Genomic DNA, 11,570 nt, shown 5'->3' with positions numbered 1-11,570 from the left:
CGTTGTTTTATTAATCACCAGATTACAGAAATTACACCTGAAGCCGTAATATTTCCATCGCACGTCAACAGCGCAACAGTTTCACCTTGATTTTGCAAAATCATTGCCGTTGCTACAATTTGACGATCGTGCATTTCATGGATGCTCAATAAGCTGAGCGTTTGATTGATAATAGTTCGATCGAGTGGATAAACTGCGATTCTAGAATCGCTATTAATCGCATTGAACAACGCATTAACAGATGGAATTGATGTTTTTCCTCGTTCTACAATCCATGCAGCTTCAGCCAAGGGGATCGCAGGTAAAACAAGCTGACTGTCCAAATTGGATAGAATGGCTTGGACTTGAGTCCCAAATCTTTGATTTCCTTCGAGAAACCAGATCAGCGCGTGGGTATCAATGACATATTTCATCGGCAGCTATGACTAATCTAATTCATCGTCAGTATCCCCTTGAAATTCGGCAATCTCGAAATCAGCTTCGGTGGATTGATGAGAACCTGCAAACATTCCAAACTGGATAAATGTAGGCGTTCGAGGAATGGATGGCGCAGCCAAAAAAGTAATCACCACGCGACTTTCATAAATATTTTCAGGAAATTCTAACAGTTCGATGACTCCATTTCTGTAAATTCCTTCAAATGCTTGGAGCATAATGATTCACCTCGCGTACAATATGGTCTATCGACTCGCTAGCTAACAATCCCAGTCTAACAAATCTTCCCCCAAAAATACAAATTTTTGATATAATAGTTTCAGCAAATATAACCTTATATCAAATCTGTCGGGCGATCGGCATTCGTGGAGGTGCTGTTTTCCACATCAAATCTATTTCTTCCGGTGTCAATCCGTAAGCTTGATTAACTAAGTCGGATAAACGGTGTTCGAGTCTCAACGCCTCAGCTTTGCGAGATTGAATGGCCGGTGCATATTCATTATAAGTTTCGCGGACTGCTTTTAGTCCAGCAACGCCGAGAGGATCGGAGGATTTAGTTTTCGGCATTCGCTTTCTGATTTCTGCTACAAACTCTGCAAAGGAAAGGGCAGAAAAATCTTCGAGTTTTTGTCCGACTTTATCAATTAAATAAGTGATTTCCAGCCATTGCAAGACATCTCGGTGAGTTTCTTGATTAGTTTTGGCGATTTCAATTAAACGGCTGACAATTGGTTCTACTTCGGCACGAATTGAGTCAGTTGGTGGTGCGATGGGTAAAGTTTCTACCTGTTCTCTAAACATTCGCAGTGTGTCATTGATTCCTTTTTGCAAAGTGTGGTGACAAATCCACCAAGTTATTGGCGAACACAACCACCCAAGCATATAAAAATTTCCTGTTGGCCATAGATAGCAAGTATTCACTGGGTATATCTCTTGAGAGACGAAGCAAAACCAAGAATAAGTAGCCAAATCTTGAGTGATAATTTTTGGTTCTTGAAAAACGTTATAGTAAGCACAGCTACGCAGTTCCCACCAGTAACGCCCTTGGTCGGAACGCTTAGACAGTTTTTCTTGCATCGGCTTCATATACTTATATACCGATGGAAATGTTTGTGCAAATACTTCCTCTGCTTTATCGTTTGCGGTACTCCACGGCCATACACTATCGCTGCTAGACTTCAGCAGAATAATCCAAAGATTTTCCCACTCTGGACTCCAGCGTTTAATGTTCTGACCTCGCAATAATGGCTTGATGATTTCAGCGGATTTAGGGTCTGCTTGCACTAGACTGTTTTTAGTCGCTTCATCAATTAAAAAAGCTTCATTCAATCCTGTTAAAATACCTCGATAAGGCTTAACCCCTGCAAAATCTTTAAGCGGAACACCCACTCGTTGAATTTTTTGCATCAAATCATCAACAGCAGGAGGTTCCAAACTCCAAGCATTCGCAGTAAAACGATCTCGCGAAATTTGATAACCGTGTTGTTGAACGTATTGTGTAAGGTTGATCTTAGCAAGATACTCGCGCGGAACCGGACAAACAATCACAGGCGAATTAGGTTCAGATTTACCTGGCTCAATCTCGCTTTCAGTTTCAGAGATACATAGAGAAGCGTTAGGCTTTCTGACTGCGACAATACAGGGAAAAGTATCAGCATCTTCAAAAATTGGCGCGTGTCCAAAATCAATAATTTGCTCTAGTAAACCTTGACTCGCAAAAAACTTGCGTAGAGGTTCGCCGTATCCAGACCTCAGCCATTTATTTGTGACAATATACGAAAGCACTCCCCCCGGTTTGAGAATGTTTAATCCGAGTTCATAAAAGTAAGTATAAAGGTCTGCTACGCTGTTATAAGATTCATAATTTGCTTGCAAGTATGGTTTAATTGGAGATAGCAACTCCTGCCGCACGTAAGGCGGATTGCCAATCACAACATCAAAACCACCATCAGCAAAAATCTGGGGAAATTCAGCCTGCCAATCAAAGGCTCTCTCTGCTACATTATTGTCAGATACGATCGAGTTTCCCGCTTTAATATTATCATCCAAATAAGTCAGCATTTTACCCGGTTCCGCCGTCTTTAACCACAGCGAAAGCTTGGTGATTTCCGCCGATTCCGGCAGCAAATCTACGCCATACAGGTTGTTGCTTAAAATGCTTCTGTCAAATTCCAGTGACTTGCCGTTTTTTGGCTTATACCCCAAAGCATTCAATTCGCGATCGACTCTTTCGTACTGCTGCATTAAATAATCAAAAGCCGCAATCAAAAAAGCACCCGAACCGCACGCCGGATCGATGACGCGCGTTTTTTGCAGCACTTCGTCTCGATACGCTTTCCAAAACTTAATTGCAGTTTTCTTGGGTGGCTTAACCGACACTTCAGCAACTTCGCCCATTAGGAAGAAATCGCGCCACTCTTGCTCTCGTCGATGCAGATAGCCGCCGAGAGAAACCTCGACAATATATTGAGTAATAAAAGCAGGCGTGTAAAACACACCTTGAGTTTTCCGCTTGCCTTTTTTCTGATTGTATTCCTGTCCGGTAGTTTCAGCATTTAATTCTTCCAAATCTGTAACAGACTGCTCGAAAATATGCCCCAAAATATCGACGGAAACTTCGGTGTCAAAATCAAATCGCCTCAGCTTATTAAGCAGACTGCATAAAGGATTTGGCACGGTCAATTGTGCGTCTAAAATCGGATCAAATTTAAATAAACCGCCGTTGTATCCCGGTACAGGAGGGTCATCATTTCCCACATCAACCCAGCGAAATACAGATTGATAATTTTCCCAAATTAATCTAGGATTGTATTGGTCTTTGTTGTCGTGAGCGTTGCTGAGGGTTTTTGGCGGCAGCAATCCTTTATCTTCACAAAAAGCAATGAATAAAACGCGGTCTAAAGTTTTTTGAGCTTTTTCAATGAGTACGCGATCGCGGTTGGGGATATCCGACGGCCCAGAAAAGCGAAAATGCTTGACGAGAGCGAGTCGAATTGCTTTGTATTCTTGATATAATTTATTGGTAATTTCCTCTTGAGCTTCGTCAGAGTCTTTTAACAGTCTGTCAATAACAGAAACTGTTTTGTCTTGGTTTTTAGGCAAAAAATTGCGGCGGCACAGCAGAAAGTAAAACCGCTTAAAAGCTGCAATATCCGCCAAGTCAGTCAGAAAAAATTGTTCGTAATAAGCGGGAGTTTTATTCGTATGATAAAGTCGCAACTCTCGATAATTCGAGACAATAATCCAGCGACAATCGGGTGTATAATTAGCGTAGCGCCAACCTTGGTCAACTGCTGATTCCGATCGCCCGGATGCGGGACGATCTAAATCATTTTTCGCTCCCTTGAGTTCGATCGGAGCAATCACTTTACCTTGCAGGGACACGGCTTTGCCTTTAGGATTGTCAGCAGCAGTAAAAAAGCCGATCGCCCCGTCAGCAGAACCGCCGCCATCAGATATCGTTTGTTCCGCGTTAATTTCCCAAGCTTTCCCCGCACCTTGAATTACCGAGCAATATCCCAAAACATCCTGAAAAATATCATTAATAAAACTACCGTGCAGCGCAACTTCTTTAACTTCGTCTAACGTACCAGTTTTAAGTGTTGCAATCCACGTTCCCAATTTTTGGTGGCGCACTTCCATATCTTGCGGAAAGCTAAAAGCACGCAAAGCAGTGTTGAGTGTTTTGCTGTGAAAAAGGGCGCGACTAGAGCGATTGGTCATCTTTTCAAGCAGGTTAATAAAGTTAATTTTACAGCATCCAAGTGCAACAGCGGCTCAGACCTTCTGCTATCAAATCAGTTATACTCAAAGGTCGAGCCTCTTCAAGGGCTTCGCTAACGCACCCTACCCCCTCAAAAATGCGTGTAAAGCGCAGCTATCGGGCTCTTAATTGATCGCTCAAGAGTCAAAAACGCACCTCTAAGGCTGAGCTAGCTCTCATTAACTTTGCATATTGTAATTATCAAGAAAAGCTATAACTTTTTCTCAGCGGCTTTCCGCTGCTCCCTTCGGGTTTTACAGCAATAGTTAAATACGTCTGAGCTTATCTGCACTTAACCAAAAGTTTTGTTACAATAGGTGAGCTGTTACAAATCGTAACTTATGCTGGTTCCTATTTTAATAATTGACGTTGCCCTCGTTGCCTGGTCTTTGCACTTAATGCAAGAGGCGATCGCGCAACGGGAATTTTCACTAATGCTCGCCGGCACCCTAGTTGCGGTCTCAGCCGCCGCTCTGCTAGTCGTCTACTTTCTCATGGGCTCTTGTTTGAGCCATTTAACCGAAATATCCCAACACACTTACTAGATGATAGTAGGGGATTGACCATTGTCCAGAAGCGAGGAGAGTTTTGTGGAAAAAAAGCCGAAAGCCTTGCCAGCCGAAGGCTCAAAACTAATTTCCCCAAAAAGCTTGACAAATATTGGTCAGTTAAGGCATGATTGAGAGCGCGAAAAGAAAGGGGAATTAGCTCAGTTGGTAGAGCACTACAATGGCATTGTAGGGGTCAGCGGTTCGAGCCCGCTATTCTCCATAAATTAAAATTAGGGATACATCACTGCTGTGTCCTAATTTGTACCGAAACATTACCACCGCGTGCTTAAATTCGATCGCGACTTGTACCTAAACAGTATTGGCGTGTCCTTAAATTCGATCGGGCTACACACCGCGAAAACCAATTTTCCCGTAAAATCAAAACAGTCTACCCGCAACCAAAGCGCTACCTGTGGCAAAGTCAACTGAACCCAGCAATCCAGAGAGTCCGAGCCAACTTGCCCGCACGCCTCTGTACGACCTATCATTAGAACTCAAAGCCCGAATGGTGCCGTTTTCCGGGTGGGAGATGGCAGTACAGTACGCAGGCATCAGCAGCGAACACCAAGCAGTACGCCAGCAAGCAGGAATGTTCGACATTTCCCACATGGGAAAATTTGGTTTGAGAGGGAAACAAGTAAGAGAAAAATTTCAACCCTTAGTACCCTCAGACTTGAGCCGCTTGCAACCCGGTCAAGCTCAATATACAGTCTTGCTAAATGCCAAAGGCTGCATCTTAGACGACATTATTTTCTACTGGCAAGAACCCGACGCTATCACTAGCGAAGAACGTGCAGTAATTATTGTCAACGCCGCCACTCGCATCGCCGACAAAGCATGGATCACCACGCACTTAGAATTGAGCGAACTCAGTTTTACAGACCTCTCCGAAGATAAAGTTTTAATAGCAATTCAAGGCCCGGAAGCTGTTAACTATCTCCAGCCTTTTGTGGAAGACAGCCTCGCACCAATTAAGGCATTTGGTCACTTAGAAACAAATCTGTTGGGAAAGCCGAGTTTTATCGCCAGAACTGGTTACACCGGCGAAGATGGGTTTGAAATCATGGTGGATGCCGAAGTAGGAAAAGAACTGTGGCAAAAATTGTTAGCTGCTGGCGTTGTTCCTTGCGGATTGGGCGCGAGAGATACCTTGCGTTTAGAAGCAGCAATGGCTCTTTACGGTCAAGATATCGACGACAATATCACACCTTTAGAGGCTGGATTGGGTTGGGTTGTTCACCTCGACACCAAAGGCGATTTTATTGGTCGCGAGGTTTTGGAACAGCAGAAAGCGAGTGGAGTATCGAAGCGGTTGGTAGGGCTAGAAATGCAGGGGCGGCACATTGCGCGCCACGGCTATCCGGTAATATTTGAAGGCGAAACAGTAGGAGAAGTTACTAGCGGTACATTATCACCTACTTTGAATCGGGCAGTTGCCCTCGCATTTGTTCCCGCAAAATTAGCTAAAATCGGGAAGCAATTAGAAATCGAAATTCGCGGGAAAAACTATCCGGCTAGTGTGGTGAAAAAACCCTTTTATCGCTCGCCAAACCGCCCCAGTTAAATTAAGTAGGTAAGCATTGATTCAGGGGCGGGCTAGAAGCCCACCCCACAAGAAATTGTAGGTGTATGTGTTCTTGTGGAACGGGCTTCTAGCCCGTTGCTCATCTTGGTCGAGAAGATTCATCTACAAGCTTAGCAAAATTTCGCAAAGTTGCAGCATAGCGATCGCCCGCCACATCCATCAAATCATTATGACCGGCCCCATCAACCCAAAAATTCACTTTCGGCTCGTTGGCGGTGGCAAACAACTGCTCTCCATGCCAAAAATGCACAACCTCATCAGCCTTACCATGAATCACCAAAACAGGCGATCGAACTTTGCCAATTTTATCAATATTCACAAACTTGTCAAAGGGTAAAATCGGAATCCGCGTCAACACCCGAAAAGCCGAAACAAAGGAACTTTCAACCACCAAACCGCCGACTTTTTGCCGGGAAGCCAAATCAATTGCCGGCCCACCGCCCACAGAACGCCCGTAAAGAATAATTTGCTTTGCAGGTACTCCCAACTGTTGGGTTAAATAATTGTAAGCAGCCTCAATATCACGATAAGTATTATACTCAGAAGGATTTCCCTGACTCGTGCCGTAACCTTGATAATCATAGGCAAACACAGCAAACCCGCTATCTCGAATCTCTCTGAGTAGCCACAAAATCCCGTCCAAGTTTTCTGCATTCCCGTGACTGTAAAGTATGGTATATTTAGCTTGCGGGTTAGGAAAATGAACAGCAGAAATTTTCACGCCATTAGCTGAGCTAACTTTGATAACTTCCCTGCTATCACTCTGACTAGATGGCGGAGGTTGAAAAATTAGCCTTTCTGAAAAAAAGAAACCGTAAAAACACAGAAATGCGTAAATAAAAATTATAGATCGCATCAGTCGTTTGACAGAAAATTCCCCGAAAAGCAAGCGTTTAATATTTTTTTTGTTCCACTTAGTCATTACTAAAGGCTCATAGTTGAATAAGATTTAACTAATACTTTTTTATTGTGAGAAAAGACATGGCACTAACATACCCCGATGACCTGAAATACCTAGACACCCACGAATACATTCGACTCGAAGGCGAAATAGCCACGATCGGCATTAGTGCCTTTGCAGTTGACCAACTCGGCGATATCGTGTTTCTAGATTTGCCAGAAGTGGGTGCAGGGCTAGAAAAGGGCGAAGCTTTCGGTACAGTCGAGTCAGTGAAAGCGGTTGAAGACTTGAAAGCACCAGTTACCGGTATAGTCGTAGAACGCAATGATGACATTATAGAGGCTCCCGAAAATTTGGCGGAAGACCCCTATGGCGCTGGGTGGCTGCTGAAAGTGCGCGTTGACAACACCAACGAAGCAGACGATGCTTTCTCGGCCCCGGAGTATCGCAAAATGGTCGAAGGGGAATAGGGCATAGGGAATAGGGCATAGGGCATGGGGCATAGGGCATAGGGCTCGTTGATAATTCCACAATCTGCCAGGGGTTGAAACCCCTGGCTCATAGCACAAGTCGTCTAAAGACGACTGAAATACCAAGCTGTTGCGGGGGGAGTTGCGATAAGTGCAGCTTAATCTACAGTCGTCTTCAGACGACTTTAGCTATGAGACAGGGGTGGAAACCCCTGTCGGACTTTGATACACACAAAAAATCTTGCTTAGTCGTCTTCAGACGACTTTAGCTATGAGACAGGGGTTTCCACCCCTGTCGGACTGTCGCACTTTGATAGACACAGAAAATCTTCCTTGTTTTCTTAGCAAAATGTTACAAACAAAGAAGCAAAAGTCTATTCAGGAGAATCCGCCTTGGTACTCTACAGCCCTCAACTTGAACCCAACCAGCAGCAAAACCTTTCCTCCATTGGTGGTTTTGCGGGCCGGCACATTGGCCCGACACCCAACGAAATCCAGCAAATGCTCAATGTTTTGGGCATTTCCAGCCTTGATGAGTTGATTGACAAAACGGTTCCAGCGGCGATTCGCATTTCTCAACCCTTACAACTTCCCGCAGCGCAAAGCGAGTACAGCGCTTTGGCAGAATTGAAAGAAATTGCTGCAAAAAATCAGGTATTTCGATCCTACATCGGCACAGGATATCACGACTGCATAACTCCCCCAGTCATCCAGCGGAATATCCTAGAAAATCCCGGCTGGTATACAGCTTACACTCCCTACCAAGCCGAAATTGCTCAAGGGCGATTGGAAGCTTTGCTGAACTTCCAAACCATGATAATTGACCTCACGGGTTTGGAAATTGCCAACGCTTCTTTGCTGGATGAAGGGACAGCGGCGGCGGAAGCGATGGCGGTGAGTTACGGCGCCAGCAAAAATAAGGCAAAAGCGTTTTTTGTTTCCCAAGATTGCCACCCTCAAACTATTGAAGTGGTGCAAACTCGCGCTAAGCCCTTGGGAATTGAGGTAATTGTCGGCGACCATCAAAGCTTTGAGTTCGATCGTACAATCTTCGGCGCTCTCCTGCAATACCCCGCCACAGACGGCGCAATTTACGACTATACCGATTTTATTCGATCGGCACACGAAGTCGGCGCATTAGTCACAGTCGCCGCCGACATTTTGAGCCTTTGCTTGCTCACACCCCCCGGCGAATTCGGCGCGGATATAGCCGTAGGAAGCACTCAGCGCTTCGGAGTGCCGATGGGATTCGGAGGGCCCCACGCTGCCTATTTCGCCACGCGAGAAGAGTTTAAACGGCAAGTTCCGGGGCGAATTGTCGGCGTTTCTAAAGATGCCAACGGCAAATCTGCTTTGCGCTTGGCTTTGCAAACTCGCGAACAGCACATCCGCCGCGAAAAAGCTACTAGCAATATTTGTACTGCTCAAGTTTTGCTGGCAGTAATGGCGAGTATGTATGCTGTTTATCACGGCCCGTCTGGACTGAAAGACATTGCTGAGAAAGTATGGAGTTTAACAGCACTTTTGGCATCCGGTTTAAGAAGTTTCGGATACACAATTGGTTCTCAACATTTCTTCGATACTGTGCGGGTAGAATTGGGAGATAAACCGTTGTCAGAAATTCTAGAAGCTGCTAAAGTTCGCAAAATTAATCTCCGAATTTTCGATGATTCGACAGTGGGAATCACTTTAGATGAAACTGTCAGCGTTGAAGATGTGCAAGAGTTATGGAAAATTTTTGCACAGGATAAAGATTATATCAGGCCGGACGGGCAGAAGGCTCTCAACATTCCGCTGGATGCAGACGCATTGAGTGGTTATTTGACTTTACCAGATTTTTGCGATCGCACCAGCAGCTATCTCGCCCATCCAGTTTTCAACAGCTATCATTCAGAAACTGAACTTTTGCGCTATTTGCACCGTTTAGAAGCCAAAGATTTATCGCTAAACACATCGATGATTCCCTTGGGTTCTTGCACCATGAAATTGAATGCAACAGCAGAGATGATGCCGGTGACTTGGGCAGAATTTGGCAAGATACATCCTTTTGCACCCCGCGATCAAACTCGCGGTTATCAAATGATGTTCGTGCAACTAGAACAGTGGCTGGCAGAAATTACAGGTTTTGCGGGAATTTCTTTGCAGCCAAACGCTGGTTCCCAAGGCGAATATGCGGGTTTGTTAGTTATTCGCGAATACCACGAACACCGAGGCGAATCTCACCGAAATATCTGTTTGATTCCCCAGTCAGCCCACGGTACAAATCCGGCTAGCGCGGTGATGGCGGGGATGAAAGTAGTTGCTGTCGAGTGCGATTATCAGGGCAATATTGATGTTGCCGATTTGCGGAAAAAAGCCGAGAAGCACAAAAATGACTTGGCGGCTTTGATGGTGACATATCCATCAACGCACGGCGTTTTTGAGGAAGAAATTAAAGAGATTTGCGATATTGTCCACAACTGCGGTGGACAAGTTTATATGGACGGCGCGAATATGAATGCTCAAGTGGGTTTGTGCCGCCCCGGTGATTTTGGTGCTGATGTTTGCCACTTGAATTTGCACAAAACTTTCTGTATTCCTCACGGCGGCGGCGGGCCGGGAATGGGGCCGATTGGGGTAATGTCTCATTTAGTAGAATTTTTGCCCAGTCATTCTATTCTTAACAGTCAACAGTCAACAGTCAACAGTCAACAAATATCAGTTGGTGCTGTTTCCGCCGCGCCTTGGGGAAGTGCTAGCATTTTGCCTATTTCTTGGATGTACATTCGGATGATGGGAGGAGTGGGTTTAACTGAGGCAACAAAAGTAGCAATTCTTAATGCTAATTACATGGCAAAACGCTTAGCATCTTCTTATCCGGTTTTGTACAAAGGAAAAGCTGGTTTGGTGGCGCACGAGTGTATTCTGGATTTGCGATCGCTCAAAAAGTCTGCGGCTATTGAAGTTGAAGATATTGCTAAACGGTTGATGGATTACGGCTATCACGCGCCCACGGTTTCTTGGCCGGTTGCTGGTACGGTAATGGTGGAACCGACGGAAAGCGAATCGAAGCAGGAATTAGATCGTTTTTGCGATGCAATGATTGCAATTAGAGCTGAAATTGCGGAGATTGAAAACGGTAATGTTGACGCGCAAAATAACGTATTAAAAAATGCGCCGCACACCGCAGAATCTCTGATGGTTGATGAGTGGAATCGTCCTTATACTCGCGCGCAAGCGGCTTATCCGGCACCTTGGACTCGCGAACATAAGTTTTGGCCGGCGGTGGGTCGGATAGATAATGCGTTTGGCGATCGCAATTTTGTCTGTTCTTGTTTACCTATGGAGGCTTACAGTCAAGGTTAAATAAGTCTCTCCGGGGCAATGGGCACCTTACACATATACTCTTGTGGGGTGCTTCTAGCCCGCCAAACAAATAAAATTTAAATGTATAACAGCTTATCAAGCTAGATAAACGCGCCGAAAAAAATGTAATACAAGAATCCCCACATCCCCAGGTAAAATAAAAAATGAATAGACGATTTTTGTGGTTGGCTCCCGAAAATAAACCGCGTTGGATTATCTTATTATTGTTAGGTTTTTTGGCTGCTTTGGGGGTAGTGGCAACAACAGCTTACATCAAAATGGCGATCGCGCAAACTATCGGCCCGGCTTTATCTGTTGATCTTACAGCCGATCGACATCCCATCAGCCCCGACATCTACGGTGTAAATAAAATTAGCACTTGGAACTGCGTCTTTAGAGTATATAAATATGGTTTTATGGCAACTTACCCAGCTAATTCTATGCTGGGGGGGTGACAAAGAGGTCTACGAGATAGACTGTATAAGGGTTGCGGCCCGCATACCTTGTTGATAAAAACGGC

The 11,570-nt window shown here is 44.9% G+C and carries 9 protein-coding genes and 1 tRNA gene; 6 read left to right on the top strand and 4 right to left on the bottom strand.

Annotated elements, in window-relative coordinates:
• Positions 1–14: 14 nt before the first annotated feature.
• The 3 genes from QUA90_RS14105 to QUA90_RS14095 form a co-directional block, all read right to left on the bottom strand.
• Positions 15–413: a PIN domain-containing protein gene (locus QUA90_RS14105; protein WP_333332407.1), complete on the bottom strand. Its 399-nt coding sequence runs from the start codon at positions 411–413 to the stop codon at positions 15–17.
• A 12-nt stretch (positions 414–425) separates the two neighbouring features.
• Positions 426–653, bottom strand: coding sequence for a hypothetical protein (locus tag QUA90_RS14100; protein ID WP_333446099.1), 228 nt, complete (start codon positions 651–653; stop codon positions 426–428).
• Positions 654–774: 121 nt separating this feature from the next.
• A complete protein-coding gene (locus QUA90_RS14095; RefSeq protein WP_333446097.1) occupies positions 775–4,158 on the bottom strand; it encodes an Eco57I restriction-modification methylase domain-containing protein in 3,384 nt (1,127 codons plus the stop codon).
• Positions 4,159–4,539: 381 nt separating this feature from the next.
• Between QUA90_RS14095 and QUA90_RS14090 the strand changes: the two genes are divergently transcribed.
• The 3 genes from QUA90_RS14090 to gcvT all read left to right on the top strand — a co-directional run bounded on the left by QUA90_RS14090 (position 4,540) and on the right by gcvT (position 6,313).
• Complete coding sequence (locus QUA90_RS14090) at positions 4,540–4,743, top strand: hypothetical protein (protein WP_333085722.1); 204 nt, start codon at positions 4,540–4,542, stop codon at positions 4,741–4,743.
• Positions 4,744–4,896: 153 nt separating this feature from the next.
• A tRNA-Ala gene (locus tag QUA90_RS14085) sits at positions 4,897–4,969 on the top strand.
• Positions 4,970–5,161: 192 nt separating this feature from the next.
• The gene (gene gcvT / locus QUA90_RS14080) at positions 5,162–6,313 is read left to right on the top strand and encodes a glycine cleavage system aminomethyltransferase GcvT (protein WP_333446095.1); all 1,152 of its coding nucleotides are present in this window, start codon (positions 5,162–5,164) and stop codon (positions 6,311–6,313) included.
• A gap of 100 nt (positions 6,314–6,413) precedes the next feature.
• Here the strand turns inward: gcvT and QUA90_RS14075 are convergent, their stop codons facing one another.
• Entirely contained in the window at positions 6,414–7,256 is an 843-nt protein-coding gene (locus QUA90_RS14075) for an alpha/beta hydrolase (protein ID WP_333446093.1), read from the bottom strand.
• 59 nt (positions 7,257–7,315) lie between these two features.
• Here QUA90_RS14075 and gcvH point away from each other — a divergent pair, with 59 nt between their 5' ends.
• From gcvH to QUA90_RS14060, 3 genes are all read left to right on the top strand, one after another.
• On the top strand, positions 7,316–7,705 hold the full coding sequence (gene gcvH, locus QUA90_RS14070) for a glycine cleavage system protein GcvH (RefSeq protein ID WP_333332423.1): 390 nt from the start codon (positions 7,316–7,318) through the stop codon (positions 7,703–7,705).
• 393 nt (positions 7,706–8,098) lie between these two features.
• A complete protein-coding gene (gcvP, locus tag QUA90_RS14065; protein ID WP_445300108.1) occupies positions 8,099–11,050 on the top strand; it encodes an aminomethyl-transferring glycine dehydrogenase in 2,952 nt (983 codons plus the stop codon).
• A 164-nt stretch (positions 11,051–11,214) separates the two neighbouring features.
• A complete protein-coding gene (locus tag QUA90_RS14060; protein ID WP_333446091.1) occupies positions 11,215–11,505 on the top strand; it encodes a hypothetical protein in 291 nt (96 codons plus the stop codon).
• Positions 11,506–11,570: the final 65 nt, after the last annotated feature.

This window comes from Microcoleus sp. D3_18_C4 (genome assembly GCF_036702355.1).
Taxonomy (GTDB): domain Bacteria; phylum Cyanobacteriota; class Cyanobacteriia; order Cyanobacteriales; family Microcoleaceae; genus Microcoleus.
Note: the sequence above shows the minus strand (reverse complement) of the source record. Positions and strands in the feature narration are given on the sequence as shown.

What these genes read in the sequence shown, in the direction of transcription:
- QUA90_RS14105 (WP_333332407.1), bottom strand. Translation starts at nt 413, where the DNA reads ATGAAATATGTCATTGATACCCACGCGCTGATCTGGTTTCTCGAAGGA.
- QUA90_RS14100 (WP_333446099.1), bottom strand. Translation starts at nt 653, where the DNA reads ATGCTCCAAGCATTTGAAGGAATTTACAGAAATGGAGTCATCGAACTG.
- QUA90_RS14095 (WP_333446097.1), bottom strand. Translation starts at nt 4,158, where the DNA reads ATGACCAATCGCTCTAGTCGCGCCCTTTTTCACAGCAAAACACTCAAC.
- QUA90_RS14090 (WP_333085722.1), top strand. Translation starts at nt 4,540, where the DNA reads ATGCTGGTTCCTATTTTAATAATTGACGTTGCCCTCGTTGCCTGGTCT.
- QUA90_RS14075 (WP_333446093.1), bottom strand. Translation starts at nt 7,256, where the DNA reads ATGACTAAGTGGAACAAAAAAAATATTAAACGCTTGCTTTTCGGGGAA.
- gcvH (WP_333332423.1), top strand. Translation starts at nt 7,316, where the DNA reads ATGGCACTAACATACCCCGATGACCTGAAATACCTAGACACCCACGAA.
- QUA90_RS14060 (WP_333446091.1), top strand. Translation starts at nt 11,215, where the DNA reads ATGAATAGACGATTTTTGTGGTTGGCTCCCGAAAATAAACCGCGTTGG.